Genomic DNA, 26,486 nt, shown 5'->3' with positions numbered 1-26,486 from the left:
TGGGGAAAAAGAGCAGTGTAAAGCCAGGCGCCGCCCGCGGCACGCTCATCACCGAGTTCTTCACGCCGCAGCAGATCGCCGACTGGGCGTGGCGCCTGCCCTTCGCCTTCGGCCTGATCATCGTTGCCGATCGCCATCTATATCCGCCGCAACGTCGACGAAACCGACGTCTTCAAGCAGATCAAGGAAGAAGAGCGCCAGGCGGCCTCGCGCGCCGCGGAGGCTCAGCGGCGCGCCGCCGACGACACGCCCTGCACCTCGGCCAGCGCGTCCAGCGCGCGCGACAGGGACTCTCCGCCGCGCACCTCCACCGTGAACACCATATGGGCCAGCGACTGCCGGCTCTGCGTGTTCACGCCCACCACGTTCAGGCGCAGCCGGGCAAAGACCTCGGACAGGTCGCGCAACAGGCCGGAACGGTCGTGCGCGCGCACGCTGATATCCACCGGATAGAAGGTGTCGGACGTCTCGCCCCACGCCACTTCGATGACGCGCTCGGGCTCGCGCGCGGCCAGGGCCAGATAGCTGTGGCAGTCGCTGCGGTGGATGGACACGCCGCGCCCCCGCGTGACGAAGCCCGCGATGGCGTCCGGCGGCGCCGGACGGCAGCAGCGCGCCAGTTGGGTCAGCAGCGACCCCACCCCTACCACCAGCACGCCGCTCTTGCCGCTTTTTTCGGCGCTGCCCGCGCTGGCGCTGCGCAGCGCGGCCGGCTGCGGCTCGGCGGCGGGCGCCGGCTGCTGGAACAGCGTGTCGATCTGCCGCAGGCTGAATTCTTCCTTGGCCGCCGCCACGTACAGGTCGTCGGCGCGGGCAAAGCCCAGGTTCTGCGCCAACTGTTCGAGATTGACGGCGGTCTTGCCCAGGCGCTGCAATTCCTTTTCCACCAGCGCCTGGCCCTGGGTGATGCGCTGCTGCAGTTCGATCGCGTTGAACCACATGCGCACCTTGGCGCGGGCCCGGGGGCTGGCCAGGAATCCCAACTGGGGATTGAGCCAGTCTCGCGACGGGCCGCCCGACTTGGCGGAAATGATCTCGACGGTCTGGCCGGTGGACAGCCGCGTCTGCAGCGGCACCATCTGGCCGTCGACGCGGGCGCCGCGGCAGCGGTGGCCCAGGTCGGTATGCAAGTGATAGGCGAAGTCGACCGGCGTGGCGCCCGCGGGCAGCTCGATCACGCGCGCCTGGGGCGTCAGCACGTAGATGCGTTCGTCGGTGTGCGCCGGCGCCGCCGCCGCGTTGCGGCCCTTGCCGGCGGGCTTGCCGGGGGCCGGGCCGGCGGGTTCGCCGCCGCCCTCGACCTCGGTGTTCCAGGCCAGCAACTGGCGCATCCACGCCAGTTGGCGGTCGTATTCGCTGGAGGCCGCCACCTGGCCGCCCTTGGACCCCGCCTCTTTGTAGCGCCAGTGCGCGGCCATGCCGTATTCGGCGAACTGGTGCATCTCGCGGGTGCGGATCTGCACTTCGAACGGGCGGCCGTCGTCGTCGGTCACGACCGTGTGCAGGGAACGGTAGCCGTTGGGCTTGGGCCGGGAAATATAGTCGTCGAACTCCTCGGAGATCGGCGTCCACATCTCGTGCACCATGCCCAGCGCCGTATAGCAGGCGCGCACGTCGTCCACGATGATCCGCAGCGCGCGCAGGTCGTACATCTGGGAAAAATCCAGGCCCTTCACGCGCATCTTGTTCCAGATGCTGTAGATGTGCTTGGGCCGGCCGCTGACCTCGGCCTCGATTCCGCTTCGGGCCAGCGCCGCCTGCAGGCGCTCGATGGCGCTGGCGATGAAGGCCTCGCGCTCGGCCCGTTTTTCTTCCAGCAGGCGGGCGATCTGCTTGTACTTTTCCGGCTCCAGGAAACGGAACGCCAGGTCTTCCATTTCCCACTTGATCTGCCAGATCCCCAGGCGGTTGGCCAGGGGCGCGTACAGGTCCAGGGTTTCCCGGGCGAAGGCGGTGGAGCACGGCGTCTTGCTTTCCGCGTGCCAGCGCAGGCTGCGCAGCCGGGACGCCAGCCGCATCAGCACGATGCGCAGGTCGGCCGCCATGGCCAGCAGCATCTTGCGCTGCATTTCCTTCTGGGAACCGCTTTCGGCTTCGGCGTCGCTGGCCTGCCGGGCCACCACGCCCAGCCGCAGCAGGGCCCGCGTGCCCTGCACCAGCCGCGCGATCTCGGCGCCGAACGCGGCCGCGACCGGGTCGCTGCGCAAGGACGGCGCGGGCGCCATCAGGTCGGTCGGCAAGGCGGCCAGCAAGGCGGCCGCCCGCGTCGCGGCGTCGGTGTGCAGGCCCGCCAGCACGCGGACCACGCCCGCGCCGTGTCCGGCCAGGGGCTCGCCCGTCAGCGCGTGCTGCCCTTCGAAGCGGGGCTCGGCCCAGGCGACGGCCCGGTCGATCAACGCCAGTCCGTCGGGATCCAGGCCAGCCCCCACCTCCTCGCGCCAGGCGGCGTCGAAGGGCGAAGGCGCGTCGAGTACAGGCGGGGCGGGCATGACGGGCGGAAAGCGTTATTGGTTGATATGCCGACACTCTACACTAGCGTGTATCAACCCCAAAAGACGCCGCCATCCGCGGCATATGGAAGGAACCCGAGCTTATGTTGCGCTGGCTGAAGGGGCGCGGCGCCCGCCCGTCCGCGGTGGCCGAAATGCAGTCCCGCATCTCGCCCGGACTGTGGCGGCAGGTGCTGGACGCCTACCCGTTCCTGGCGGCGCTGAACGCCGATGAAGCCACCCAGTTGCTGGCGCGCGCGGCCTGGCTGCTGGCCAGCAAGAACATCAATGGCGCGCAGGGGCTGGAAGTATCCGACTTCATGCGCCTGTCGATCGCGGCCCAGGCCAGCCTGCCCATCCTGAATCTGGCGCCCGAACTGTACGAAGGCTGGGACGAGATCATCGTGTATCCGGCCGGCTTCCGCGTTCCCCGATCGCGCCAGGACGAGGACGGCGTGGTGCACGAATACATCGAGGACGCCGCCGGCGAGGCCTGGGACGGCGGGCCGCTGGTCCTGTCCTGGGAAGACACACAGCTCTCCGAAGGCGGCTTCAACGTGGTCATCCACGAATTCGCCCACAAGCTGGACCTGCGCTCCGGCTTCGCCGACGGGATGCCGTCGCTGGCGGCGCACCCCGACTTGACGCCCCGGACCTGGCGCCGCGTCCTGGACGACAGCATGGACCGCTTCATCGCCGCCCTCGACGCGGTGGAGGCGGCCATCCCGCCGGACGTCGATCCCGACAGCGAGGAGGCGGACGCCTGGTACGGCCAGTTGCCGATGGACCCGTACGCCGCCACCGACGAAGCCGAATTCTTCGCGGTCAGCTCGGAACACTTCTTCGTGGACCCCTACCCCATGCAGCAGGCCCTGCCGCAATGGTATGAACTGCTGAAGGCCTACTACCGGCAGGATCCCCTGGAACGCCACGCATGAAACAACTGCTGATCGTCTGGCATTCCCGCACCGGCGCCGCGCGGCAAATGGCCGAGGCCGCGGCCCGCGGCGCGCGGTCCGCCGCCGCGCAGCTCGAACAGGATGCCGATTTGCGCGTCGTGCTGCGGCGCGCCGCGGACGCCGAGGCCGGCGAACTGCTCGCCAGCCAGGGCTATCTGTTCTGCGCCCCCGAGAACCTGGCGGGGCTGAGCGGGGAAATGAAGGAATTCTTCGACCGCAACTACTACGCGGTGCTGGACCGGATACAGGGGCTGCCCTATGCCTGCGCGATCAGCGCGGGCAGCGACGGCGCGGGCGCGGCGCGGCAGGCGGAACGCATCTGCACTGGATGGCGGCTGAAGGCGGTGGCGCCCGCGCTCATCGTCAACATGGGCGCGCAGACGGCGCGGCAGATCCTGGCGCCCAAAACCGTGGCGCAGGCGGACCTTGCGAAATGCGAGGAATTGGGGGGATTGCTGGCCGGGACGCTGCTGCTGGGGTAGCGGGCGGAGAGGCGGCCGCGGCAGGCGAGGCGGCAGGCGGGCGGCAGGTGTCAGACACCCGAGGAGACGGACTCCGCCATGCACCGCCATCTCATGGGTGTCTGACACCCATCGAATGAATGCCAGACACCCAAAGGGTTCTAGACCGCCGCCGTAACGACGATCTCGACCTTGTAATCCGGATTCGCAAGCCGGGCCTCGACCGTGGCGCGCGGAGGCGAATTGCCGGCCGCGACCCAGGCGTCCCACGCCTTGTTCATGCCGTCGAATTCCTTCATGTTGGCCACGTAGATCTGGGCCATCAGGATCTTGGTCTTGTCCGTGCCGGCTTCGGCCAGCAGGCGGTCGATCGTCGCGAGCACTTGCTCGGTCTGGCCGGTGATGTCCAGTGTGGCATCGTCCGGCACCTGGCCCGCCAGGTACGCGACGCCGTTGTACACGGCCATGTCCGACAGGCGCTTGTCGACGTGGAAGCGCTTGATGCTGCTCATGAATATTCCCCTAGGATCGAGTGGGTTGGGTGAAACAACGCAAGGAAACCCGCAATTTACCCCGAGCCGCCGTCAGGCGGGAGGCAACTGGAAGACCTGGCGCAGGTAGGCCAGGTAGGCCGGATCGTCGCACATGGTCTTTTCCGGCGCATCCGACACCTTGGCGACGGGCTGGCCGTTGCAGCGGACCATCTTCATGACGATCTGCAAGGGCTCGTGGCCCAGGTCGTTGGTCAGGTTGGTGCCGATGCCGAACGACACTTTGCAGCGGCCGGAGAACTGGCGGGCCAGTTCGATGGCGCGCGGAAAGGTCAGCGAATCCGAGAACACCAGCGTCTTGGCGCGCGGATCCACGCGGTTCTTGCGATAGTGCTCGAGCAGGCGCTCGCCCCAGACGAACGGGTCGCCGGAGTCGTGCCGCGCGCCGTCGAACAGCTTGCAGAAATACATGTCGAAGTCGCGCAGGAAGGCGTCCATGCCGTAGACGTCGGACAGCGCGATGCCCAGGTCGCCGCGGTATTCCTTGGCCCACACTTCCAGCGCGAACACCTGCGAATCGCGCAGGCGCGGACCCAGCGCCTGGCAGGCCTGCAGGTATTCGTGGCCCATCGTGCCCAGCGGCAGGACCTCGTGCTGCTTGGCGAACAGCACGTTGCTGGTGCCGGCGAAATGCGGGCCCATCTGCGCCTTCATGGTGGACACGATTTCCTCGTGCCAGACCTTGGAGAAGCGGCGGCGCGTGCCGTATTCGGCCACGCGGAAATCCGCCAGCGCGGGATCGTCCAGCACCAGGTGCATCTTGGACTGCAGGCGCTTGCGGCCCTCTTCCCAGTCGGGGCTCTTGCGCGTATTGCGGAAATAGACTTCGTTGACGATGGCCAGCACCGGGATTTCGAAGAGGATCGTGTGCAGCCACGGCCCCTTGACCTCGATGCTGATTTCACCGGGTCCCTCGCCCTCGCCGATATGGATGCATCGCTCGGGCATGTGGAACAGTTCGAGGAAATCGACGAAGTCGCTTTTGATAAAACGCAAGCCGCCGAGATATTTAAGTTCGTCTTCGGTGAAGCGCAATTGGCATAGCTGGTGCACTTCCTCGCGGATTTCGTCCAGATAGGGACGCAGGTCGACCCCGGGAGTACGGCATTTGTAACGGTACTCGACCTGGGCAGCGGGAAACTGGTGCAGAACCACCTGCATCATGCTGAATTTATACAGGTCGGTGTCGAGCAGCGAGGTAATTATCATGATTGCGCGTTTCGTTTCGCGACACCATAGCATAGCGCGCGCGCCGCAAGCGCCGAAGGGCCACTATGTCAATACGGGTATTGCCGGCACATCCGCGCGGCATTGGGTAAAATCGGCGCAACAAGACACAAAAGCCGCCGATCCCGGAGTTCCTGAATGACCCACGTTGTCACCGAAAACTGTATTAAATGCAAGTACACCGATTGCGTAGACGTGTGCCCGGTGGACTGTTTTCGTGAGGGTCCGAACTTCCTCGTGATCGATCCCGACGAATGCATCGATTGCGCCGTCTGCATTCCGGAATGCCCGGCCAACGCGATCTACGCCGAAGAAGACGTGCCGCAGGACCAACTGAATTTCATCGCCCTGAACGCGGAACTCTCGCCCGAGTTCGCCAGCATCAGCCGCGCCAAGAAGCCCCTGCCCGACGCCGACGAGTGGAACGGCAAGCAGGACAAGCTGCAATACCTGGAAAAATAATCCGCGAACGCCGGCCCCCGCGTGGCGGCCGGCATCGCGCGATGCCCCGATGACCGACGACTCCAAATACACGCGCCAGACCGTAACCCACGTCCACACCTGGGTGCCAGACAAGCTGTTCTCCGTGCGCGTGACGCGCGACGACGCGTACACCTTCCTGCCCGGCCAGTTCGCGCGTGTCGGTCTGCCGGAAGCCGGCGCCCCCGACGGCGCCCCCACGCTGTGGCGCGCCTACTCCATGGTTTCGGCGCCGCACGAGCCCTGGCTGGAGTTCTATTCCATCGTGGTCCCCGAGGGACTGTTCAGCCCGCGCATGGCCCGGCTGCAGCCCGGCGACTCGCTGTACGTGGAAAAGGCCCCCTACGGATTCCTGACCCTGGAGCGCTTCGCCCCGGGGGGAGACCTGTGGCTGCTGGCGTCCGGCACCGGGCTGTCGGCCTATCTGTCCATCCTGCGCGACCCCGCCGTCTGGCGCGCCTACCGCCGCATCGTCCTGGTGCACGGCGTGCGCACCGCCGCGGAGCTGGCCTATCGCGAAGAGATCGAATCCTGGCGCGAGCAGCCCGGCCTGGCCGAGCTGTTCGCGGCGGATCCGCAAAAACTCGTCTATCTGCCCATCGCCACGCGCGAGCCCCTGCCCGGCATGCCGCAGGAACGCCTCACCACGCTGATCGCCGACGGCCGCCTGGAGCAACTGGCCGGCCAGCCCCTGGATCCCGAGCATGCCAAGGTCATGCTCTGCGGCAATCCCGACATGCTGGCGGACGCCCGCAAGCTGCTGGGCGAGCGCGGCTTCAAGCCGGGCCGCCGCGGCATCCCCGGCAACCTGGCGGTCGAAAACTACTGGTGACGCCACGCCGTCCGGCGTAGTGCATAAATCCCCCATTTGGGTATTGCCTTGGGGCATAAGAAGCGCCCTAAACTGGTGCCTAACGGATATCGGGTCGTTTTTTAGCAACATATTTGCTTTTTTTGACGGCGTTTCTTCAGGCTGTTTCGAAATATCGTTAGTCCCCGGAGCAATAATCGGGGCACACGCACGACCCAGAAGGATTTTCCCAAATGCTGTATCAATTGCACGAAATGCAGCGCGCCTTCCTGACTCCGTTCGCTGCATTTACGGACGCCGGCTCCCAACTGTTTTCCAGCCCCTACAGCCCTCTCGCCTATACCCCGATTTCCCGCCAGATGGCGGCCGGGTACGAGCTGATGACGCGTATCGGCAAGGAATACCAGAAGCCGGCCTGGAATCTGCCCACCACCCAGATCGACGGCAAATCCGTCCGCGTCACCGAAGGCCTGGTGCTGGACAAGCCGTTCTGCCGCCTGATCCACTTCCACCGCGACGTCCGCCACGCCCACCGCGACGACCCCAAGGTCCTGCTGGTCGCGCCGCTGTCCGGCCATCACGCGACCCTGCTGCGCGACACGGTGCGCGCCCTGCTGCCCGCCCATGACGTCTACGTCACGGACTGGATCGACGCCCGCATGGTGCCGCTGTCGGCCGGCCCGTTCCACCTGAACGACTACGTGCGCTACGTGCAGGACTTCATCCGCCACCTGGGCCCGGACGTGCACGTCATTTCCGTCTGCCAGCCCACGGTGCCGGTGCTGGCCGCCGTATCCCTGATGGCCTCCGCCGACGATCCCTGCCAGCCGCGCAGCATGGTGATGATGGGCGGCCCCATCGACCCGCGCCAGTCGCCCACGCAGGTGAACCGCCTGGCCACGACCAAGCCCTATTCGTGGTTCGAGAACCAGGTCATCCATCCGGTGCCGCCGCGCTATCCGGGGTCGGGCCGCAAGGTCTACCCGGGCTTCCTGCAGCACGCGGGCTTCATGGCCATGAACCCGGACCGCCACATGAAGTCGCACTACGACTTCTACCTGGACCTGCTGCGCGGCGACGACAGCGACGCCGAGGCGCACCGCCGCTTCTACGACGAATACAACGCCGTGCTGGACATGCCGGCCGAGTTCTACCTGGACACGATCCGCATGGTGTTCCAGGACTTCCAGTTGCCCAACGGCACCTGGGAAGTGGACGGCAAGCCCGTGCGCCCCGCGGACATCAAGAAGGTCGCCCTCTTCACGATCGAGGGCGAACTGGACGACATCTCCGGCCAGGGCCAGACGCGCGCCGCCATCAAGCTGTGCAGGAACATCCCGGCCGATCGCAAGATGCACTACACCGCGCCCGACTGCGGCCACTACGGGATTTTCTCGGGCCGCCGCTGGCGCGAAATGATCTGTCCTAAAATTGCCGAATTCATCCGGCAATCTGCGTAGGATGGGTGAAGCGCGAGAGTTCTTAAGCAAGGACTCAGGTATCCAGCGCGCGTAACCCATGCGGCCGTGGGCAGACTGTGCCCGGCTCCGGCCGGAAAACAGTCTATTGCGGCAGCATGGGTTACGCGCGTTGGGCGTTCGTGTCCTTGCTTAAGAACTCCCGCGCGCCACCCATCCCACGGCTTTCTGTTTTCCTATCATGTCCTGTCGCTCTCTAGCCGACCGCATCGATGCCTTGCTTCCCCAGACGCAATGCACCAAGTGCGGATACGACGGCTGCCGGCCCTACGCCGACGCCATCGCCGGCGGCGCCGCCCCGATCAATCGCTGTCCGCCCGGCGGCGACGAAGGCATCGCCGCGCTGTCCGCCCTGCTCGGCACCCCTGTCCTGCCGCTGGACACGGCCCGCGGCGAACCCGGCCCGCTGCTGGTCGCCCGCATCGACGAATCCCACTGCATCGGCTGTACGCTGTGCATCCAGGCCTGTCCGGTGGACGCCATCGTGGGCGCCAACAAGCACATGCATACCGTGCTGGACGACTGGTGCACCGGCTGCGACCTGTGCGTGGCCCCCTGTCCGGTGGACTGTATCGAAATGGTCCCCGCGGAACGCGGCTGGAGCGAGCAGGACGCCGCGATCAGCCGCCAGCGCCATCGCAGCCACCTGGCGCGGGCGGAACGCCTGGCCGCCGACAACGCGCGCCTGATGGCCCCCGAGGCGCCAGCGGCGCCCAGCGCCCCCGCGCCCGCCGACGACGCCGGCAACGAGGAGCGCAAGCGCTCCGCCATCGAATCCGCGCTGGCCCGCGCCCGGGCCCGCCGCAACGCGACGAAACAATGAACGCCGCCAAACGCCGAGAAATCTTCGCCCGCCTGCAAGCGGCCAATCCGCACCCCACGACCGAACTGGAATACGACACGCCGTTCCAGTTGCTGATCGCCGTGCTGCTGTCGGCGCAGGCCACCGACAAATCGGTCAACATCGCCACGCGCAAGTTCTTCCCCGCGCACGGCACGCCGCAAGGCCTGCTGGCGCTGGGAGAGGAAGGGCTGGCGGACTACATCAAGACCATCGGGCTCTACCGCACCAAGGCGAAGAACACCATCGCCACGTGCAGGATCCTGATCGAACAGCACGGCGGCGAAGTGCCGCAGACCCGCGAGGCGCTGGAAGCCCTGCCCGGCGTGGGCCGCAAGACCGCCAACGTGGTGCTCAACACCGCCTTCGGCCAACCCACGATGGCCGTGGACACGCACATCTTCCGCGTGTCCAACCGCACCGGCATCGCCCCCGGCAAGAACGTGCTGGAAGTCGAACGGAAGCTCGAGAAATTCGTGCCCGCCGAATACATGCAGGACGCGCACCACTGGCTGATCCTGCTGGGCCGCTACGTCTGCGTGGCGCGCAAGCCCAAATGCCCCCAGTGCGGCATTTCCGATCTCTGCGAATTCAAGCAGAAAACGCCCGCCTGAACGGCGCGCGCCGGGGCGCATCCGCCGCAGCGGGAAAGGGAAAACCGGGTTTTCCCTCGCCCGGGAAAATGTGACGCATTGATGTCGGTCAACGCGTATTTGCTGCGATGCATTTCCATTCTGGAAACGTTTTCTCCCCTTAAGGTGCAAGCATTGTCGGCCTGCCGACAATTCCCCTTTCCGCACTGCAAAACCTATGACAAACCCTCATGGAATTTTGATAAATAGGTGCGCATACTCGCCGGCAACTCATCGTAAAACTGCGGCACTTCGCAGTCTTTCCGACCCCGCGGGGACCTGCCGCAATCACGGCAGGTGCAGACCAATAAATACAACGCTGGTGCAGCGAATATGGACGACACGATCCTGGAGACAAAAGGCCTCACGAAGGAATTCCGCGGTTTCGTCGCGGTCAATGGGGTCGATTTGCGTATCAAGCGGGGCGAGATTCATGCCTTGATCGGGCCTAACGGCGCCGGCAAGACCACATGCTTCAACCTGCTCACCAAGTTTCTCTCTCCCACTTCGGGAAGCATAAAGTTCAACGGTGTCGACATCACCGGCGAACGGCCCTCGCAGATCGCGCGGCGCGGCATCATCCGTTCATTCCAGATCTCGGCGGTGTTTCCCCACCTGACCGTGCTGGAGAACGTGCGCATCGGCCTGCAGCGCAAGACCGGCCTGTCGTTCCACTTCTGGAAAAGCGACAGGCAGCTAGCCTCGCTGAACGAGCCCGCGCGGGCCCTGCTCGACCAGGTGGACCTGGGCGCGTTCGCCAATGAAACCACCGTCAACCTGCCGTACGGCCGCAAGCGCGCGCTCGAAATCGCCACCACGCTGGCGATGGAGCCCGAACTGATGCTGCTGGACGAACCCACCCAGGGCATGGGCCACGAAGACGTGGACCGCGTCACGCAGTTGATCAAGCGGGTCAGCGCCGGACGGACCATCCTCATGGTGGAACACAACATGAATGTCGTGTCCTCCATCGCCGACACCATCACCGTGCTGGCTCGCGGTTCCGTGCTGGCCGAAGGATCCTACGCCGAAGTCTCCCGCCATCCGGCAGTGATGCAGGCCTACATGGGCACCACCGAGGGCGAACTTCAAGGAGCGCACGCATGAGCACCCCGGCACTGGAAATTTCGGGCCTGCAGGCCTGGTACGGGGAATCGCATATCCTGCATGGCGTGGACATGCGCGTGGGGCAAGGCGAAGTGGTCACCCTGCTCGGGCGCAACGGCGCCGGGCGCACCACGACCCTGCGGGCCATTCTCGGCCTGACGGGATCGCGCAAGGGTTCGGTGCGCATCCACGGCACCGAGGCCATCGACCTGCCCACCTACAAGATCGCCCACCTGGGCGTGGGCTATTGCCCCGAGGAACGCGGCATCTTCGCCAGCCTGTCGTGCGAAGAGAACCTGCTGCTGCCTCCTGTCGTCGGCTCGCTGGGCGGCGGCATGTCGCTGGCCGAGATCTACGACATGTTCCCCAACCTGCAGGAACGCCGGAACTCTCCCGGCACCCGCCTGTCCGGGGGCGAACAACAGATGCTGGCCGTCGCGCGCATCCTGCGAACCGGCGCCAACCTGCTGCTGCTCGACGAGATCTCCGAAGGCCTCGCGCCCGTCATCGTGCAGGCGCTCGCGCGCATGATCACGGCGCTCAAGCAGCGGGGCTACACCATCGTCATGGTGGAACAGAACTTCCGCTTCGCCGCGCCGCTGGCCGACCGCTTCTACGTCATGGAGCACGGCCAGATCGTCGAGCACTTCGAAGCCGCAGAACTTTCAGAAAAACAGGACACGCTCAACGAACTGCTGGGCGTGTAAAAAACCTGTCATCCGCCGGAACCCCGGCAACACTACACCGTAGGGAAGAGGAGTCATCCCATGAAGCTGCACACCATCACTGCTGCACTGGCCTTGGCGGGCCTGGGATTTGCGGGGGCAACCGCCCACGCGCAAGGTATCTCCGACGATGTCATCCGCATCGGCTTCATCACTGACATGTCGGGCGTGTATTCCGACATCGACGGCAAGGCCGGTCTGGACGCGATCCGGATGGCGATCGAAGACGCTGGCGGCACCATCAACGGAAAGAAGATCGAAGTGGTGTCCGCTGACCACCAGAACAAGGCCGACGTGGCCTCCGCCCGCGCGCGCGAATGGTTCGACCAGCAGAAGGTCGACGTCATCGTCGCCGGCACCAACTCGGCCACCAGCCTGGCCATGGCCGCGGTCGCGGCCGAAAAGAAGAAGCCCTTCATCGCGGTGGGCGCCGGCGCGTCCGACCTGACCAACGCCCAATGTTCGCCCTACACCGTCCACTACGCCTACGACACCGTCGCGCTGGCGCGCGGAACGGGTTCCGCGGTGGTGAAGGACGGCGGCAAGAGCTGGTTCTTCCTGACCGCCGACTACGCGTTCGGCCATGCGCTGGAGCGCGACACCATTGCCGTGGTCAAGGCCGCGGGCGGCGAGATCAAGGGCCAGGTGCGCGCGCCGCTGGGCGCCTCGGACTTCTCGTCCTTCCTGCTGCAGGCCCAAGCCTCCAAGGCCCAGATCCTCGGCATGGCCAACGCCGGCGGCGACACCATCAACACCATCAAGGCCGCCAACGAATTCGGCGTGACCAAGACCATGAAGATGGCCGGCCTGCTGGTGTTCATCAACGACGTGCACTCGCTGGGCCTGCAAGCCACGCAAGGCATGTACCTGACCGACGGCTGGTACTGGGATCAATCCGACGCGTCGCGCGCCTGGTCCAAGAAATTCGAAGACAAGGTGGGCCGCAAGCCCTCCATGCTGCAGGCCGGCGACTACTCGGCGGCGTCCTTCTACCTGAACGCCGTCAAGGCCACGGGCACGGACGATGCCGACGCGGTGATGAAGTGGATGAAGTCGAACAAGGTCAACGACTTCTTCGCCCAGGGCGGCTACGTGCGCGAAGACGGCCGCATGATCCACGACATGTACCTGATGCAGGTGAAGACGCCTGCCGAGTCCAAGGGTCCGTGGGACTACTACAAGGTCGTGGCGACGCTGCCCGGCGACGAGGTCTACACCAAGTTGTCCGAGTCCACCTGCAAGCTGGTCAAGAAGTAATCCAGCCCATTTGTCCCTGATGCTGCCCGGCCACCCGCCGGGCAGCATCCCGAATCGCCCGCATCCATCCGTACGCGCAGGATTTTTACAAGATGACTGACTTTTTCGGCATCCCCATACAGGCCTTGTTCGGCCAGCTATTGCTAGGCCTGGTCAACGGCTCCTTCTACGCCATGCTGTCCCTCGGGCTGGCCGTCATCTTCGGGCTGCTGAACGTCATCAACTTCGCGCACGGCGCGCTCTACATGCTGGGCGCGTTCGTCGCCTGGATGGGCCTGTCGTACTTCGGGTTGAACTACTGGGTCATGCTGATCCTGGCGCCGCTGATCGTGGGGCTGTTCGGCATCATCATCGAAAAACTCCTGCTCAAGCATCTGTACAAGCTCGACCACCTGTACGGGCTGCTGCTGACCTTCGGGCTGACGCTGCTCATCGAGGGGCTGTTCCGCAGTTTCTACGGCGTGTCGGGCCAGCCCTACCCCACGCCCGACGCCCTGCGCGGCGCGACCAACCTGGGCTTCATGATCCTGCCGAACTACCGCGGCTGGGTCGTGGCGGCTTCCATCATCGTGTGCCTGGCCACCTGGTTCGTGATCGAGCGCACCCGGCTGGGCGCGCTGCTTCGCGCCGGCACCGAAAACCCGAAGCTGGTCGAGGCCTTCGGCGTCAACGTGCCCCGCATGATCACGCTGACCTACGGCTTCGGCGTGGCGCTGGCGGGCTTCGCCGGCGTGCTGGCCGCGCCCGTGCTGCAGATTTCCCCGCTGATGGGGTCCAACCTCATCATCGTCGTGTTCGCGGTCGTCGTGATCGGAGGCATGGGGTCCATCATGGGCGCCATCGTCACCGGGCTGGGCCTGGGCGTCATCGAAGGCCTGACCAAGGTGTTCTGGCCCGAAGCCTCCAGCACGGTCGTCTTCATCATCATGGCCATTGTTCTGTTGATTCGCCCGGCCGGGCTGTTCGGAAAAGAGAAATGAATCGTCAATTCCTGGGCTATGCGGCGCTGGCCATCGTGGTGGCCATTCTTCCCTTCGTCGGGGTGTATCCGATCTTCGCCATGAAGGTCATGTGCTACGCGCTCTTCGCCTGCGCGTTCAACCTGCTGCTGGGCTTCACCGGGCTCCTGTCGTTCGGCCATGCCGCCTTCCTGGGCAGCGCGGCCTATGCCGCCGGGCACGCCATGAAGGTCTGGGGCTTTCCCACCGAGATCGGCCTGCTGTTCGGCGTGGCCGTCGCGGCGCTGCTGGGCCTGGCCATGGGCGCGCTCGCCATCCGCCGCAGCGGCATCTATTTCGCCATGATCACCCTGGCGCTGGCGCAGATGGTGTTCTTCTTCTTCCTGCAGGCCAAGTTCACCGGCGGCGAAGACGGGCTGCAAAGCGTGCCGCGCGGCACCTTGCTGGGCCTGGTCGACCTGTCCAAGGACCTGAACCTGTACTACGTCGTGATGGGCGTGTTCGCGCTGGGCTTTTTCATCATCTGGCGCACGGTGCACTCGCCCTTCGGGCAAGTGCTGCAGGCCCTGCGCGAGAACGAGCCGCGCGCCATCTCGCTGGGCTACGACGTCGACCGCTTCAAGCTGCTCGCCTTCGTGCTGTCCGCCGCCATCGCCGGGCTCGCCGGCGCCACCAAGACGCTGGTGTTCGTGTCCGCCACCCTGTCCGACGCCACCTGGCAGATGTCCGGCCTGGTGATCCTCATGACGCTGATCGGAGGCCTGGGCACCTTGACCGGCCCCATCCTGGGCGCCTTCATCGTCGTGCTGCTCGAGAACAAGGTGGGCGACTTCGGCCAGGCCATGGCCAGCCTGACCGGCGTGGACTGGTTCCTGCGCCTGGGCGAATCCGTCACGATCGTGATCGGCCTGATCTTCGTGATCTGCGTGCTGGCGTTCCGCCGCGGCATCGTGGGCGAGATCGGCGCGTTCGTGAACCGCCGGCGCGCCGCCCGCGCCTAGAACGCACACCCCATGACCGGACGGGGCCGCCGCATGCGGCCCCGTTTGCATTGCGGCCCCGCGGCCGCCTCCCGCCGGCCCCGTACAATGACAGGCACCCAACCCGACAGGTGCCCGACCATGCGCAACTTGCACATCGCCTCCGCCTTTTGCGCCCTGGCGTTGGCCGCGGCCATGCCGTCCGCCGCGGCGGCCCAGGCCTCGCCCTCTTCGCCCCCGGCCTGCGAAGTCGATCGCCCGGTGCGCTTCAGCGGCCTGAACTGGGAATCCAACCTGGTGCTGGCGGGCATCGAACGCTACGTCCTCGAACACGGCTACGGCTGCAAGACCTCGGTCGAGATCGGCGAGACGCTGCCCATGCTGGCGGCGCTGCAGCGCGGAGACGTGGACGTCACCCCCGAGGTCTGGCCGGGACAGATCGAGGGCGCCTGGAAGAAGGCGCTGGCCAGCGGCCGCGTGCTGGGCGTGGGCCACGTCTACGATGCCGGCGAAGGCTGGTATGTGCCCCGCTACACCGTGGAGCGCCACCCCGGCCTGAAGGCCGCATCCGACCTGACGCGCTTCAAGGAGGTGTTCGCCGACCCCGAGGACCCGGGGCGCGGCCGCATCTACGGCTGCCCCGCCGGCTGGGCCTGCGGCACGCTCAACGACAACCTGCTGCGCGCGCTGGGCCTGGACCGCGACTACGCGCTCTTCGCGCCCGGCTCGGGCGCCGCCCAGAAGGCCGCCATCGTCTCGGCCTACAAGCGCAAGCGCGACATCGTCTTCTACTACTGGACGCCGACCTCGCTGGTGGGCGCGCTGGACCTGGTCAAGCTGGAATTGCCGCCCTTCGACCAGCGGGCCTACACCTGCATGACCGACCCGAAATGCGCCAACCCGGTCGCCACGGAATTCAAGCCCAACCCCGTGGTCACGGGCCTGAACGCCGGCTTCGCCAAAGAAGCGCCGCAACTGGCCGCCTTCTTCGCCAAGCTGGCCGTGCCGGAGGACGCCATCGACGCCACCCTGGGCTGGCTGGAAAACGAAGGCAAGGAACCCGAGGACGCCGCCCGCTACTTCCTCAAGCAGTACGGCGAAGTCTGGCGGCAATGGATGCCGGCCGAAACCGCCGCGCGCGTACAGGCGGCGCTGGCGAAGGAATAAGGGCGGCGGCCCGGCCCGCCGCCCTTCCCCGGCTCATGTATCCTGACGTTTCGGCGCGGTCGACGCGCCCCCCCATACAAGCGAAGGAAACAACCATGGACGCCCTGTACTGGCACGACGGTCGCTGGACCACCGAAAATCCCAAACTGCTCGGCCCGGCCGACCACGCCTTCTGGATGGCCAGCATGGTCTTCGACGGCGCCCGCGCCTTCCGCGGCCTGACGCCCGACCTGGACCTGCACTGCCAGCGCGTGGTGCGCTCGGCCGAGAAAATGCTGATGAAACCGCAGATCGGCTGGGAAGACATCCAATCGCTGTGCCTGCAGGCCGTGGCCAAGTTCCCGCCGGGCACCGAGCTCTACATCAAGCCCATGTTCTATTGCGCCGACGGCTTCCTGCTGCCCGACGCCGACAAGACGCAGTTCGTGCTGCACGTGTTCAAGGTCCCGATGCCCGGCGACCAGGGCTTTTCCGCCTGCTTCTCCAGCTTCGCGCGGTCCTGGCCCAACATGGCGCCCACCGACGCCAAGGCCTCCTGCCTCTACCCCAACGGCCAACGCGCCATCCGCGAAGCCGCGGAGAAAGGCTACGACAACGCCATCATGCTGGACGGCGCGGGCAACATCGCCGAATTCGCCACCAGCAACCTCTGGATCGCCAAGGACGGCGTGGTGTCCACGCCCGTGGACAACGGCACCTTCCTGAACGGCATCACCCGCCGCCGCGTGCTGGCCCTGCTGAAGGCCGACGGCGTCGAGGTGCAGGAACGCAGCCTCACGCGGGCCGACGTCGAAGCCGCCGACGAAGTCTTCTCTTCGGGCAACTACGGCAAGGTCGTGCACGTGAACCGCGTCGAAGACCGCGCCCTGGAATACGGCCCGATGGCGCGCCGCGCGCACAAGCTGTACATGGATTACGCGGAAAGCACCGGCCGCCGCTGACGCGCCCGGCAGCCGCTCCCGGGATCAGGAATCCCGGGGCGGCGCATGGAGCACCGCCACATGCGGCGACTCCCGCCAGCGGGGGTAGCGCGCCAGCACCTCCGGATCGTGTCCGGGCACGACGTGTGCCTCGGATTGCGCCGCGGCCGACAGCTTGGCGTATCCCGACAGCATCTCGACCGTGTTGTACACGATGGGAAAGGGGCGCCCCGCCCCCATGTTTTCGTAGTAGTGGCTTGCGTCCGAAGCCAGCACAACCCAGCCTCTCGCCGTGTGCACGCGCACGGCCTGCAAGCCCTTGGTGTGGCCGCCGATCTTCAGCAGTTCGATGCCGGGCAGCAGCACCGAATCGCCGTCGTGGAATACGACCCTGTCTTCATAGACGCGCCTGACCAGCGCGACCACATCCTCGACCGCATAGGCGTGCCGCAGCGGTTCGAAGCACATGCACCGGCCGGTGGCATAGTCCATCTCGGCATCCTGTACATGGAAACGCGCTTGCGGCAGGCGGTCGAGATTGCCGGCATGGTCGTAATGCAGATGCGTCAGCACCACGTGCTGCACGTCCTCGGGGCGCACGCCCAGGGGCGCCAGCGCCTCGATGGGACAGTGGATCAGCTCGCGGCGGCGCTTCCGCGCCATATCGGCGTTGAACCCCGTGTCGACCAGCACGATGCCTTCCGCGCCGCGCAGCAACCATACGAAGAAATCCATGGGCATGTCGCCGTCATGCGGATCCCCGCCGAGGAAGTTGTCGCGCCGCCGCCGCGGCATCCGCGCATAGCGGATGGCATAGACTTCGTATTCGGGCGTGGCGCCCGGCCTCCGATCGTTCAAGTCAGACTCCCAGATAGGCTTTCTGCACGAACGGGTCCGCCAGCAGATCGGCCCCGCTGCCGCTGCGCACGACTTCGCCGTGCTCGAAAGCGTATGCCTGGTGGGCCAGGCGCAGCGCAAGCCGCGCATTCTGCTCCACCAGCATGATGGCGATGCCGCTTTCCCGGTTGATGCGTTCGATCGCGCCGGCGATCTCCGCCACGATCTTCGGCGCGATGCCGAGCGAGGGTTCGTCGAGCATCAGCAAGCGCGGCTGCGCCATCATTGCGCGGCCGATGGCCACCATCTGCTGCTCGCCGCCGGACAGCGACCCCGCCAACTGGGCCCGGCGTTCATGCACCCGCGGAAACAGCGCGTAGATTTCGTCCAGCCGGCTGCGCACGCCGGCGGGCGAACGGACCGCGTGCGCGCCGGCCAGCAGGTTGTCCTTTACGGTCATGCGGCCGAATAGCCGGCGCCCCTCGGGCGACAGGGACAGGCCGCCGGCCACTCGGGCGGCGGATCCCAGGCTGGCGATATCGCGGCCGTCGAACAGAATCCGGCCGGCCGCCGCCGGCGCCAGGCCGATCAGCGCTTTCAAGGTGGAACTCTTGCCCGCTCCGTTGGAACCGACCAGCGCCACGATCTGGCCGCGCTCCACCGCGAAGCTGACTCCGCGCACGGCTTCCAGCCGGCCATAGCGCACCTTCAGGTCCTGGACTTCAAGCATGGGCATAGTCGGGGGCTCCCAGATAGGCTTCGATGACGGCGGGGTTCTCGCGTATGGCCTGCGGCGCGCCTTCGGCGATTTTCTCTCCCTGGACCAGAACGACGATGCGATGGCACAACTCCATGACCAGCGCCATGTGATGCTCGACCAGCAGCATCGTCAGGCCCTCCTCCGACCGCAGCCTGCGCAACAGCCGGCCCAGTTCGTTGCACTCTTCGTGGTTCAGCCCGGCCGCGGGCTCGTCGAGCAGCAGCATCCGGGGACGGCAGGCCAGCGCCACCGCGATCCCCAGCTTCTTCTGCAGGCCGTAGGCCAGGGCCCCCGCTGGCGCGTCGCGCCAGGCCTGGAGATCCAGCAAGGCCAACAGGCGGTCGACCTCGTGCGCGATCTGCGCATCGTCCAGCAGATCGTGGCTGCGCCCAGCCAGCCGGCGCAGCCAGGAATGCCGGACACGCGACAACATGCCGCGCCGGATGTTCTCCGCCACCGTGGCGTCAGGGTAGGTCGACGTGGACTGGAAGGTGCGTGCCAGGCCTTGCACGACCACCCGGCTGGGCGGGCCGCCCGAAATGTCGCGGCCGTCGAAACGCACGCGGCCGGCGCTGGGCGGCATGGTGCCGCTGATGACGTTGAACGCCGTGGTCTTGCCCGCTCCGTTCGGGCCGATCAGCCCGACGATTTCGCCCTCGGCCACGGAAAAGCTCAGGCCGCGCAGGGCCGCCAGGCCGCCGAAGCTGCGCGACAGGCCCTCGACCTGCAATAAGGACTGGTTCATTGGGACTCCTTGCCGCCGCGGGCTTGCCAGGGGCCCGGCAGGCCCGCCAGGCCCGCCGGCAAAAAGCGCAGGATGAGGATCAGCGCCGCGCCATAGAAAATGTGTTGCGTCTGCACCGCGCCGCGGAACAGTTCCGGCAATGGCGTCAGCACCATGGCGCCGATCAGCCCGCCCCATACCGAGCGCCTTCCGCCGATGACGAGCATGATGATGAAGCCGATGGAGATGCTGGCATTGAACGATTCCGGCGACACGTAGCCCACGTAGCGCGCCTGCAGCGCGCCCCCCGCCGCGGCAAGCGCGCAACCGCCCACGAACGCGCACAACTGGATACGGCGCACGCCGAGTCCGGTGGATTCGGCCAGCGCCGGGTTCTCGGCCACCGCGTCGATCGCATGGCCGAACGGCCGCCGCGCCAGCGCGCTCAACAAGCCGACCGAGCCCAATGCGATGAACAGCGCCAGTCCGTAGAACCGGGCGCGGGAGTCGAACGCCAGTCCCGCGATGGAGGCGGGCTCGATACCCGCGATGCCGTTGGCCCCGCCGGACCAGGAGGCGCCGTCAAGCAGGATCAGCCGCAGCAACTCCCCGAATGCGAACGTGACGAGCACGAAATACACGCCCTTCAGGCGCAGGATGACCGCCCCCAGCGCCAGCGCGACCAGCGCCGTCAGCGCAATGCCGGCCAGCGCCCCGGACAGGAACCCCAGCCCCAGATAGCGCGCGGCCAGCACCGACCCATAGGCGCCCACGGCGACGAAGGCGGCGTGCCCCAGCGAAAGCTGGCCGCAGCGCGCGATCAAGGCCAGGCCGTTGACGATCAGCACATTGAGGCAGGTCAACACCGCCAAGTGCTGGACGAAAGGCCCGGCGAACCACGGCGCCACCGCGGCCGCGGCCAGCGCGACCCACAGCAGCCAGCGCAGCGGCGCGGGCCGCGCCGGGCCGGACGCAAGAGAAAGTTCCGTCATGGCTTATGCCTCCCCCCGGCCCAGCAGCCCCTTGGGCCGCACGACCAGCATCACGATCACAATGGCGAAAATCAACATGTCCGCGGTGCTGCTTTCGAACATCAGGCTGCCGTAGCTCTCGGCCAGGCCCAGCGCCAGGCCGGCCACGGCCGCCCCGGGGATACTGCCCAGCCCGCCCAGGATCACCACGATGAACGCCTTGAGCAAGGGCGTGGCGCCGACGAACGGCGACACCGAGAACAGCGGCGCCATCAACGCCCCCGCCACGGCCGCAAGGCCGACCCCCAGGCCGAAACCCAGCGGGTAGTAGATGCGGGAGCGGATGCCCTGTATGGCCGCGATCTCGAAATCCTCCACCACCGCCCGCAGCGCCCGGCCGGGGCGGGAATAGCGCAGAAACCCGTAAAGCAGCGCCAAGGCCAGCAGCGCGAACGCCACCACATAGATGCGCGACAAAGGGACGACGACCTTGTCGAACCTGGCGGTGCCCTGGGCGACGGCCGGCATGGACAGCGGATCGGGCCCGAAGAACATCAGGGCGACGTTCTGCAGAATCATCGCCAGGCCGATGGTCGCGATCATGCCGTTGAGTTCGTCCCGGCGAAACGGCTTGAGCACGCCCCATTCCAGCACCGCGCCCCCGGCGACCGCCAGCGCGAACGTCAAGGCCACCGCCGGCAGGAAAGACAGGCCTGCCTGGGTGGTCAGGAAATAGGCCCCGAACGCGCCGAGCATGTAGAACTCGCCGTGCGCGAAGTTCACCATCCTCATTACGCCGAACACCAGCGTGAATCCCACCGCCATCAGCAGGTACAGCAGCCCCACGATCAAGCCGTTGATCGTGGCCTGCGTCAACAGAATGCTCCAGTCCACGTCGATCCTCCGCCGCCTCAGCGGCACCCCTCGACGGTGCAGCGCGCCCGTATGACTTCGCGGCCGTCCTTGACCTCGGCGACATAGAAAGGCGCGTTCAATTGGTGGTCGATGCCGTACATGGCGCGCCCGGTCCAGCTCAGCCTGCCCAGGGAACCCTCGAAGCCGTCGAGCTTCTCCATCTCGGCCCGCACGCGTTCGGTGTCTTCGACGGTGCCGGCGCGACGCATGGCCTCGAACAGCATGAGCGTGCCGTCGTAGAACGCCGGGCTGAAGCCGTTCATGGAATGCTTGTACTTGGCCGCATACCGTTCGGCGTAGGCCTTGGTCGCGGGCAGGTCCGGATCGATCGGCGTGTGGACCAGCATGCCTTCGGTGGCCTGTTTTCCGGCCACGTTCACGATCTCCTGGGTAGCGGGTCCGCCGGTGCGGACGATGCGCCCCTCGAAACCGAGCTCGCGCGCCTGCTTGACGATCAGGCCGGCCGTGGTGGGAGAGTTTCCGTCCAGTTCGATCGCGTCGATGCCGCGCGCCATCATGCGGGTCAGCAGCGGCACGAAATCTACGCGGTCGCGCTCGAAGAATTCCTTCGTCGACAGCGCCGCGCCCGCTTTCTTGTAGGCGGCTTCGAGGTCCAGCGCGATCTGCTGCCCGGTCTCGTCGTTGGGGAACAGCGCGCCCACCTTCTTCAACCCCTGCGCCTTCACGAACCAGTCGATCTGCGGCTGCGAAACCTCGGCCGTGGTCACATTGGGACGAAACGTGTAGGGCTTGTCGGCCGACAGCGCCTTGGCGGTGAACCCGAGCGTCAGCAGGATGACCTTGTTCTTTTCGGTCATCGGCTGGATCGCCAGGACCGGCGCGGAGCCGACCGGCCCCACGATGTAGCGGACCTTGTCCTCGAACACCAGCCGGTTGGCCACGGTCACGGCTTCGTTGGCCTGGTACTTGTCGTCGTAGGCAACGACCTGGACACGGTACTTCTTGCCGCCGACCTCCAGTCCGCCCGCCTCGTTGACCTGGTCGGCCGCCACCTCTGCGGCATTCTTCATGCCCTGCCCCCAGGCGGCGCCGGCGCCGGACAGCGTAACCAGCGCGCCCAGTTTAAGGGTCTCCTGCGCCTGCGCGGCGGGCAACGTGGCCAGGGCCACGAGGCCGGCCAGAATGATCGGATAACGCATGATGTCTCCTGTGGGTGCGCGGGCAGTGGCTGCCCGTCGGTTGCGTCCGCTCTACCGGCGGGCGATGGCGTCCAGTACCGGCAGCACGTAGCCACGGAACTGCCGCGGGTTTTCGCTCATCGGGAAGTGCCCCAACTCGCGCATGACGGTGACTTGCGCGCCGGGTATGCCGGCGGCGGTCCGCAAAGTGTCTTCAGGGGTGCAGGAAAAGTCGTACTCGCCCGTGAGCAGATAGAGCGGGCACCGGTCGGTGCGGATGCCGTCCAGCCGGCCGCGCAGATCGCCGTCCACGCGATAGAAGTAGAGATCGCCGCGGAACACGCCCGGCCCGCCCTGCATGTACTGCCAGAGCGTCTCGTGGCGATGCACGGCCGGCGACTGCGGCGCGACCAGGCCCGAGACCAGCGCGGCGCAAACCTCGCCGCCGTGCACATCGCCCCGGTGCAGCCATGCGGTGTCGTACCAGGGTTCCTGGAAGTCCGCCGCCTCCACGCCGATCAACGCGCGGAAGCGCTCCCCGTGCAGATGGGCGAGCTGCAGCACGATGCGCCCGCCGATCGAGCAGCCGATCAAGGCGGGGCGGTCCAGCGCCAGCGCGTCGCAAAACGCCAATATGGTCTCGACGTAAAGTTCCGTCGACAAGCGGTATTCCTCGTCCTGCCAGCCTTCCGGCGGATAGGACTTGCCATGCCAGGGCAGGTCGAACGCGATGACGCGATACCGCGACGTGATGTCGGCGTCGCACATCATGTGCCGGTACTGTCTGCTGTCCGCGCCCGCCGTATGCAGGCAGACCAGGGGGATGCCGCTGCCGGCCTCTTCGAAATAGACGCGGCAAGTCTTGCCGGCGATATCGAACGACACGTAGCGGCCGACGATGGGTTCCAGGGCCGCCGTCATGCTTGAGCCTCCCGGCCTACCGCCAGCAGGTCCTTGATGAATTGCAGATGGGCCATCAGCGGCTGCAGATTGCCGTCGATGACGAGTTCGCGCCGCTTGCCGAGCGCAAAGATGTCGTGCCAGCCCGCGGCCGGCACGGACTGCCAGAAACGCGACCAGGCCTCCTCCGACGCCCGCACAGCAAAGTCGCAGGACGGCAGCGGCAGGGAAGGCGTTTCCGCCGACGCCACGCGTCCGTCCCGCACGCGCACCAGCACCGGATGCGCGCCGAACCGCAGCAGCATGTCCAGATGGACGGCCCGCCGGCGCGAAAACGACGGCGCCAGGCGGCAGAATCGCCGGGCCAACTGCGCGCCGCGGCTGTCTTCAGCGGGAACGGATGGGATTTCCATGGTGCCTCCTCTGTTATCGTTCTTTTCAACAGAACGATTATTCTTTCTATAAGAACATTCTATCGATCGAAAACTTGCCGTGTCAACACGGAACCGGACGAGACAAGTTCCATTGCCGCGCCCGCTTCTGCCGTTCGGAACGCGCGAGCCGCGGGCGCGCGGGTGCTTATTGCGCCGCGACGGCGCCCGAAGCCTTGACGGCCTGCCCCCACTTCTCCTGCTCTTGATTCATGAATACGGCGAAGGCTTCGGGCGTGCTATTGACGACCTCTCCTCCCAGCCCCTCGATCCGCGCCTGCATGTCGGGCGTGGCGACGATCTTCGATACGTCCTCGTAGATGCGCCGCGCCCGAGCCGGCGGCAGCGACGACGGAGCCAGCAATCCGAACCAGGTGGCGGCCTCGAACCCGGGCATGCCGGCCTCTGCGAAGGTGGGCACGTCGCGCAGCGCCTGGACGCGTTTGCCGTTGGCCACGGCCAGCGCGCGCAGCTTGCCGGACTGGATCAGCGGCAGCGCCGAGGTGATCGTCGCCAGCATCATCTGCACCTGGCCGCCGGCCAGGTCGGTGAAGGCCGGCGCGTCTCCGCGGTACGGCACGTGAGTGATGGCGGACTGCGTGGCGATCTTGAACAGTTCGCCGCTCAGGTGCTGGGCCGTGCCGTTGCCCGGCGACGCGAAATTGACCGCCGCGCCGTCCTGCTTCAGGTAGGCCAGGAATTCCTGCAGGTTCGTGGCGGGAACCGCCGGATTGACCACCAGCACCAGCGGAACCTTGGTGACCAGCGTGATGGGCGCGAAGTCCTTGACCGGGTCGTAGTTGAGCTTGGTGTAGAGATGGCCGCTGATGGTGTGGGCCGACGTGGTCATGAACAGCGTATAGCCGTCGCCCTGGGCGCGCGCCACCGCGCTGGCGCCGATGGTCGTGCCGGCGCCGGCACGGTTCTCGACGATGACCGACTTGCCCCAGGACTGCGTCAACTTCTCCGCAACTGCCCGCGCCACCACGTCCGTGGCGCCTCCCGCCGGATAAGGCACGATCATCGTCACGGGCTTCGCGGGGTATGAGTCGGCCTGTGCCGCTCCGGATAACAGCGCCGCGGCACAGGCCAGGGCGGGCAACCACTTGCATCGCATCGGAATGTCTCCTCTCGTCTTCGGTTTGAGCGTACTTTTTATCGTTCCAGTAGACAGAACGCTTATTCTATTTTATATTTTTTCAAACCCGATATGTCAATGAATAGGTGTTTTCCGGGATTTGGGACCAACCCGGGAAGCCCCACCGAGAGAGGAGCAGAGCATCATGTCCGATACCCCGGATACCCTGAAATCCATGCTGATAGGCGGACAATGGATTGCGCAGGAAACCAGCGCGTTCGAATCCATCAACCCCGCGACGGGCGTACGCAACTACCTCGTCAGCGCAGCGTCCGAGGCGCAGGTGGACCAGGCAGTCGAAGCCGCGTGGCAGGCGCAGCGCCAACCGGCCTGGCGCAACATGCTGCCGCACCAGCGCGCGGCAATCCTGCGCCGCATCGCGGACGGCATGGACGCGAACGCTTCCGTCCTGGCCCGGCTGCAGATGATCGAGAACGGCAAGGTATGGGCGGAGTGCAAGGCCCAGGTCGCCAGCGCGGCGGCCACCTTCCGCTACTACGCCGGCGTCTGCGAAACGCTTGGCGCCGAAGTCACGCCGCCTCGCGGCAACTACCTTTCCATGACGCATTACGAGCCGTATGGCGTCGTCGTGGCCATCACGCCATGGAATTCGCCGCTCACGATGGAAGCGCAGAAAGTGGCGCCCGCGCTCGCGGCCGGCAATGCCGTGATCCTCAAGCCCTCCGAGGTCACGTCGTCTCCCGCCCTGGTGCTGGGCCGCATCGCGCTCGAGGCCGGCCTTCCTCCCGGCATCCTCAACGTGGTCACCGGACTGGGATCGACGGTGGGCCGCCGCCTTGTCGAGCATCCTGGCGTGCGCATGGTGTCGTTCACCGGCGGGACCGCCAGCGGCCGCGCGATCGCGCATGCCGCGGCGGAGAAACTCATGCCGGTGGCGCTGGAGCTGGGCGGGAAATCGCCGCACATCGTGTTCGCGGACGCGGACCAGGACGCGGCGATCGAAGGGGTCATCGGCGGCATTTTCGAAGGCAGCGGGCAGTCGTGCGTGGCGGGTTCCCGGCTGTACGTGCAGCGCGGCATCGCCGAATCCTTCATCGCAAAGCTGGTCGCCCGCGCGGGCCAACTGAAAGTCGACCTGCCCGACACGGAGGGCGCGCAGATGGGGCCGATCGCCTCTTTCGCCCATCGCGGCAAGATCGAGAGCATGGTGGAGTCGGCGCGCCGCGAAGGCGCGCACGTGCTGCTCGGCGGCGAACGGCCGGATGGCACCAGGCTGTCGGCCGGCGCGTTCTACCGCCCCACCGTGCTGGGCGGGCTCTCGCGCGACGCGCACGTCGTGCGCGAGGAGATCTTCGGGCCGGTGCTGTGCGCGCTGACGTTCGACGATGAAGACGATCTGGTCGACCAGGCGAACGACAGCGCCTACGGCCTGGCCTCCGGCATCTGGACCGCCGATTACCGCCGCGCCTGGCGCGTGGCCGGACGGCTCGAAGCGGGCAGCGTGTGGATCAACACCTACAAGCAGCTATCGATATCCACGCCCTTCGGCGGCTTCAAGCAAAGCGGCATCGGCCGCGAGAAAGGCGTGAGCGGACTGCGGCTGTACCAGCAATCCAAGGGCATCTACTTCGGCATGTAGCCCAGCGTCCCCCTCGTTCCATTCCCG

27 protein-coding genes and 1 pseudogene are annotated in these 26,486 nt (G+C 66.5%); 16 read left to right on the top strand and 12 right to left on the bottom strand.

What is annotated here, in order from left to right:
• Positions 1-23: 23 nt before the first annotated feature.
• Positions 24-231: pseudogene (locus WHX56_RS11930) on the top strand (MFS transporter); the annotation flags it as partial.
• Here WHX56_RS11930 and WHX56_RS11925 read toward each other — a convergent pair.
• Positions 225-2,489, bottom strand: coding sequence for a bifunctional (p)ppGpp synthetase/guanosine-3',5'-bis(diphosphate) 3'-pyrophosphohydrolase (locus WHX56_RS11925; RefSeq protein WP_338881295.1), 2,265 nt, complete (start codon positions 2,487-2,489; stop codon positions 225-227). The pseudogene WHX56_RS11930 and the gene WHX56_RS11925 overlap by 7 nt on opposite strands.
• A gap of 104 nt (positions 2,490-2,593) precedes the next feature.
• On the opposite strand from WHX56_RS11925, the gene WHX56_RS11920 reads away from it, so the two are divergent.
• Complete coding sequence (locus WHX56_RS11920; RefSeq protein ID WP_129241892.1) at positions 2,594-3,427, top strand: zinc-dependent peptidase; 834 nt, start codon at positions 2,594-2,596, stop codon at positions 3,425-3,427.
• The gene (locus WHX56_RS11915) at positions 3,424-3,930 is read left to right on the top strand and encodes a flavodoxin family protein (RefSeq protein WP_129241891.1); all 507 of its coding nucleotides are present in this window, start codon (positions 3,424-3,426) and stop codon (positions 3,928-3,930) included. The genes WHX56_RS11920 and WHX56_RS11915 overlap by 4 nt, the downstream gene beginning before the upstream one ends.
• Positions 3,931-4,070: 140 nt before the next feature.
• Here the strand turns inward: WHX56_RS11915 and WHX56_RS11910 are convergent, their stop codons facing one another.
• Complete coding sequence (locus WHX56_RS11910; RefSeq protein ID WP_062679502.1) at positions 4,071-4,421, bottom strand: RidA family protein; 351 nt, start codon at positions 4,419-4,421, stop codon at positions 4,071-4,073.
• A 72-nt stretch (positions 4,422-4,493) separates the two neighbouring features.
• On the bottom strand, positions 4,494-5,669 hold the full coding sequence (gene pncB, locus WHX56_RS11905) for a nicotinate phosphoribosyltransferase (protein ID WP_165360205.1): 1,176 nt from the start codon (positions 5,667-5,669) through the stop codon (positions 4,494-4,496).
• A gap of 156 nt (positions 5,670-5,825) precedes the next feature.
• Here pncB and fdxA point away from each other — a divergent pair, with 156 nt between their 5' ends.
• The 12 genes from fdxA to WHX56_RS11845 all read left to right on the top strand — a co-directional run bounded on the left by fdxA (position 5,826) and on the right by WHX56_RS11845 (position 17,065).
• Positions 5,826-6,149, top strand: a complete 324-nt coding sequence (gene fdxA, locus WHX56_RS11900) for a ferredoxin FdxA (RefSeq protein ID WP_006389264.1) — start codon at positions 5,826-5,828, stop codon at positions 6,147-6,149.
• A gap of 49 nt (positions 6,150-6,198) precedes the next feature.
• Positions 6,199-6,999, top strand: a complete 801-nt coding sequence (locus WHX56_RS11895; RefSeq protein ID WP_338881294.1) for a ferredoxin--NADP reductase — start codon at positions 6,199-6,201, stop codon at positions 6,997-6,999.
• Between the two features lie 212 nt (positions 7,000-7,211).
• Positions 7,212-8,438, top strand: a complete 1,227-nt coding sequence (locus WHX56_RS11890; RefSeq protein WP_129241888.1) for a polyhydroxyalkanoate depolymerase — start codon at positions 7,212-7,214, stop codon at positions 8,436-8,438.
• A gap of 199 nt (positions 8,439-8,637) precedes the next feature.
• On the top strand, positions 8,638-9,279 hold the full coding sequence (gene rsxB, locus WHX56_RS11885; protein WP_338881293.1) for an electron transport complex subunit RsxB: 642 nt from the start codon (positions 8,638-8,640) through the stop codon (positions 9,277-9,279).
• Entirely contained in the window at positions 9,276-9,911 is a 636-nt protein-coding gene (nth, locus tag WHX56_RS11880) for an endonuclease III (RefSeq protein WP_129241886.1), read from the top strand. Before rsxB ends, nth begins: the two co-directional genes overlap by 4 nt.
• 351 nt (positions 9,912-10,262) lie before the next feature.
• Positions 10,263-11,036 carry an ABC transporter ATP-binding protein gene (locus WHX56_RS11875; protein ID WP_129241885.1) on the top strand — a complete coding sequence of 258 codons (774 nt, stop codon included), beginning with the start codon at positions 10,263-10,265 and terminating at the stop codon, positions 11,034-11,036.
• Complete coding sequence (locus WHX56_RS11870; RefSeq protein WP_013392192.1) at positions 11,033-11,743, top strand: ABC transporter ATP-binding protein; 711 nt, start codon at positions 11,033-11,035, stop codon at positions 11,741-11,743. The genes WHX56_RS11875 and WHX56_RS11870 overlap by 4 nt, the downstream gene beginning before the upstream one ends.
• Before the next feature lie 60 nt (positions 11,744-11,803).
• A complete protein-coding gene (locus tag WHX56_RS11865) occupies positions 11,804-13,018 on the top strand; it encodes an ABC transporter substrate-binding protein (protein WP_287754641.1) in 1,215 nt (404 codons plus the stop codon).
• Positions 13,019-13,110: 92 nt separating this feature from the next.
• Positions 13,111-13,998 (top strand): branched-chain amino acid ABC transporter permease, encoded by an 888-nt coding sequence (locus tag WHX56_RS11860; protein WP_129246928.1) that lies wholly within the window; start codon positions 13,111-13,113, stop codon positions 13,996-13,998.
• Complete coding sequence (locus WHX56_RS11855; RefSeq protein ID WP_129246930.1) at positions 13,995-14,978, top strand: branched-chain amino acid ABC transporter permease; 984 nt, start codon at positions 13,995-13,997, stop codon at positions 14,976-14,978. Before WHX56_RS11860 ends, WHX56_RS11855 begins: the two co-directional genes overlap by 4 nt.
• 120 nt (positions 14,979-15,098) lie before the next feature.
• The gene (locus tag WHX56_RS11850) at positions 15,099-16,124 is read left to right on the top strand and encodes an ABC transporter substrate-binding protein (RefSeq protein WP_338881292.1); all 1,026 of its coding nucleotides are present in this window, start codon (positions 15,099-15,101) and stop codon (positions 16,122-16,124) included.
• Positions 16,125-16,219: 95 nt separating this feature from the next.
• Positions 16,220-17,065 carry a branched-chain amino acid aminotransferase gene (locus WHX56_RS11845; RefSeq protein ID WP_129246934.1) on the top strand — a complete coding sequence of 282 codons (846 nt, stop codon included), beginning with the start codon at positions 16,220-16,222 and terminating at the stop codon, positions 17,063-17,065.
• Positions 17,066-17,089: 24 nt separating this feature from the next.
• Here the strand turns inward: WHX56_RS11845 and WHX56_RS11840 are convergent, their stop codons facing one another.
• The 9 genes from WHX56_RS11840 to WHX56_RS11800 all read right to left on the bottom strand — a co-directional run bounded on the left by WHX56_RS11840 (position 17,090) and on the right by WHX56_RS11800 (position 24,745).
• Entirely contained in the window at positions 17,090-17,839 is a 750-nt protein-coding gene (locus WHX56_RS11840; RefSeq protein WP_338881773.1) for an N-acyl homoserine lactonase family protein, read from the bottom strand.
• A 64-nt stretch (positions 17,840-17,903) separates the two neighbouring features.
• Complete coding sequence (locus WHX56_RS11835) at positions 17,904-18,617, bottom strand: ABC transporter ATP-binding protein (RefSeq protein WP_129246936.1); 714 nt, start codon at positions 18,615-18,617, stop codon at positions 17,904-17,906.
• Positions 18,604-19,386: an ABC transporter ATP-binding protein gene (locus tag WHX56_RS11830; RefSeq protein ID WP_129246938.1), complete on the bottom strand. Its 783-nt coding sequence runs from the start codon at positions 19,384-19,386 to the stop codon at positions 18,604-18,606. The genes WHX56_RS11835 and WHX56_RS11830 overlap by 14 nt, the downstream gene beginning before the upstream one ends.
• On the bottom strand, positions 19,383-20,357 hold the full coding sequence (locus tag WHX56_RS11825) for a branched-chain amino acid ABC transporter permease (protein ID WP_129246940.1): 975 nt from the start codon (positions 20,355-20,357) through the stop codon (positions 19,383-19,385). Before WHX56_RS11825 ends, WHX56_RS11830 begins: the two co-directional genes overlap by 4 nt.
• A 3-nt stretch (positions 20,358-20,360) precedes the next feature.
• On the bottom strand, positions 20,361-21,230 hold the full coding sequence (locus tag WHX56_RS11820) for a branched-chain amino acid ABC transporter permease (protein ID WP_338881290.1): 870 nt from the start codon (positions 21,228-21,230) through the stop codon (positions 20,361-20,363).
• Positions 21,231-21,247: 17 nt separating this feature from the next.
• Positions 21,248-22,411, bottom strand: a complete 1,164-nt coding sequence (locus tag WHX56_RS11815) for an ABC transporter substrate-binding protein (RefSeq protein WP_129246944.1) — start codon at positions 22,409-22,411, stop codon at positions 21,248-21,250.
• A gap of 51 nt (positions 22,412-22,462) precedes the next feature.
• Positions 22,463-23,311 carry an alpha/beta hydrolase gene (locus WHX56_RS11810; RefSeq protein WP_338881289.1) on the bottom strand — a complete coding sequence of 283 codons (849 nt, stop codon included), beginning with the start codon at positions 23,309-23,311 and terminating at the stop codon, positions 22,463-22,465.
• Entirely contained in the window at positions 23,308-23,703 is a 396-nt protein-coding gene (locus WHX56_RS11805) for a hypothetical protein (RefSeq protein WP_338881288.1), read from the bottom strand. Before WHX56_RS11805 ends, WHX56_RS11810 begins: the two co-directional genes overlap by 4 nt.
• Before the next feature lie 166 nt (positions 23,704-23,869).
• Positions 23,870-24,745, bottom strand: coding sequence for a tripartite tricarboxylate transporter substrate binding protein (locus WHX56_RS11800; protein WP_338881772.1), 876 nt, complete (start codon positions 24,743-24,745; stop codon positions 23,870-23,872).
• Positions 24,746-25,004: 259 nt separating this feature from the next.
• Here WHX56_RS11800 and WHX56_RS11795 point away from each other — a divergent pair, with 259 nt between their 5' ends.
• A complete protein-coding gene (locus WHX56_RS11795; protein ID WP_422393646.1) occupies positions 25,005-26,459 on the top strand; it encodes an aldehyde dehydrogenase in 1,455 nt (484 codons plus the stop codon).
• The last annotated feature ends 27 nt before the right edge of the window (positions 26,460-26,486 follow it).

The organism is Achromobacter veterisilvae, from assembly GCF_037619525.1.
Taxonomy (GTDB): domain Bacteria; phylum Pseudomonadota; class Gammaproteobacteria; order Burkholderiales; family Burkholderiaceae_B; genus Achromobacter; species Achromobacter veterisilvae.
Note: the sequence above shows the minus strand (reverse complement) of the source record. Positions and strands in the feature narration are given on the sequence as shown.

What these genes read in the sequence shown, in the direction of transcription:
- WHX56_RS11925 (WP_338881295.1), bottom strand. Translation starts at nt 2,489, where the DNA reads ATGCCCGCCCCGCCTGTACTCGACGCGCCTTCGCCCTTCGACGCCGCC.
- WHX56_RS11920 (WP_129241892.1), top strand. Translation starts at nt 2,594, where the DNA reads ATGTTGCGCTGGCTGAAGGGGCGCGGCGCCCGCCCGTCCGCGGTGGCC.
- WHX56_RS11915 (WP_129241891.1), top strand. Translation starts at nt 3,424, where the DNA reads ATGAAACAACTGCTGATCGTCTGGCATTCCCGCACCGGCGCCGCGCGG.
- WHX56_RS11910 (WP_062679502.1), bottom strand. Translation starts at nt 4,421, where the DNA reads ATGAGCAGCATCAAGCGCTTCCACGTCGACAAGCGCCTGTCGGACATG.
- pncB (WP_165360205.1), bottom strand. Translation starts at nt 5,669, where the DNA reads ATGATAATTACCTCGCTGCTCGACACCGACCTGTATAAATTCAGCATG.
- fdxA (WP_006389264.1), top strand. Translation starts at nt 5,826, where the DNA reads ATGACCCACGTTGTCACCGAAAACTGTATTAAATGCAAGTACACCGAT.
- WHX56_RS11895 (WP_338881294.1), top strand. Translation starts at nt 6,199, where the DNA reads ATGACCGACGACTCCAAATACACGCGCCAGACCGTAACCCACGTCCAC.
- WHX56_RS11890 (WP_129241888.1), top strand. Translation starts at nt 7,212, where the DNA reads ATGCTGTATCAATTGCACGAAATGCAGCGCGCCTTCCTGACTCCGTTC.
- rsxB (WP_338881293.1), top strand. Translation starts at nt 8,638, where the DNA reads ATGTCCTGTCGCTCTCTAGCCGACCGCATCGATGCCTTGCTTCCCCAG.
- nth (WP_129241886.1), top strand. Translation starts at nt 9,276, where the DNA reads ATGAACGCCGCCAAACGCCGAGAAATCTTCGCCCGCCTGCAAGCGGCC.
- WHX56_RS11875 (WP_129241885.1), top strand. Translation starts at nt 10,263, where the DNA reads ATGGACGACACGATCCTGGAGACAAAAGGCCTCACGAAGGAATTCCGC.
- WHX56_RS11870 (WP_013392192.1), top strand. Translation starts at nt 11,033, where the DNA reads ATGAGCACCCCGGCACTGGAAATTTCGGGCCTGCAGGCCTGGTACGGG.
- WHX56_RS11865 (WP_287754641.1), top strand. Translation starts at nt 11,804, where the DNA reads ATGAAGCTGCACACCATCACTGCTGCACTGGCCTTGGCGGGCCTGGGA.
- WHX56_RS11860 (WP_129246928.1), top strand. Translation starts at nt 13,111, where the DNA reads ATGACTGACTTTTTCGGCATCCCCATACAGGCCTTGTTCGGCCAGCTA.
- WHX56_RS11855 (WP_129246930.1), top strand. Translation starts at nt 13,995, where the DNA reads ATGAATCGTCAATTCCTGGGCTATGCGGCGCTGGCCATCGTGGTGGCC.
- WHX56_RS11850 (WP_338881292.1), top strand. Translation starts at nt 15,099, where the DNA reads ATGCGCAACTTGCACATCGCCTCCGCCTTTTGCGCCCTGGCGTTGGCC.
- WHX56_RS11845 (WP_129246934.1), top strand. Translation starts at nt 16,220, where the DNA reads ATGGACGCCCTGTACTGGCACGACGGTCGCTGGACCACCGAAAATCCC.
- WHX56_RS11840 (WP_338881773.1), bottom strand. Translation starts at nt 17,839, where the DNA reads ATGCCGCGGCGGCGGCGCGACAACTTCCTCGGCGGGGATCCGCATGAC.
- WHX56_RS11835 (WP_129246936.1), bottom strand. Translation starts at nt 18,617, where the DNA reads ATGCCCATGCTTGAAGTCCAGGACCTGAAGGTGCGCTATGGCCGGCTG.
- WHX56_RS11830 (WP_129246938.1), bottom strand. Translation starts at nt 19,386, where the DNA reads ATGAACCAGTCCTTATTGCAGGTCGAGGGCCTGTCGCGCAGCTTCGGC.
- WHX56_RS11825 (WP_129246940.1), bottom strand. Translation starts at nt 20,357, where the DNA reads ATGACGGAACTTTCTCTTGCGTCCGGCCCGGCGCGGCCCGCGCCGCTG.
- WHX56_RS11815 (WP_129246944.1), bottom strand. Translation starts at nt 22,411, where the DNA reads ATGCGTTATCCGATCATTCTGGCCGGCCTCGTGGCCCTGGCCACGTTG.
- WHX56_RS11810 (WP_338881289.1), bottom strand. Translation starts at nt 23,311, where the DNA reads ATGACGGCGGCCCTGGAACCCATCGTCGGCCGCTACGTGTCGTTCGAT.
- WHX56_RS11805 (WP_338881288.1), bottom strand. Translation starts at nt 23,703, where the DNA reads ATGGAAATCCCATCCGTTCCCGCTGAAGACAGCCGCGGCGCGCAGTTG.
- WHX56_RS11800 (WP_338881772.1), bottom strand. Translation starts at nt 24,745, where the DNA reads ATGATCGTGCCTTATCCGGCGGGAGGCGCCACGGACGTGGTGGCGCGG.
- WHX56_RS11795 (WP_422393646.1), top strand. Translation starts at nt 25,005, where the DNA reads ATGTCCGATACCCCGGATACCCTGAAATCCATGCTGATAGGCGGACAA.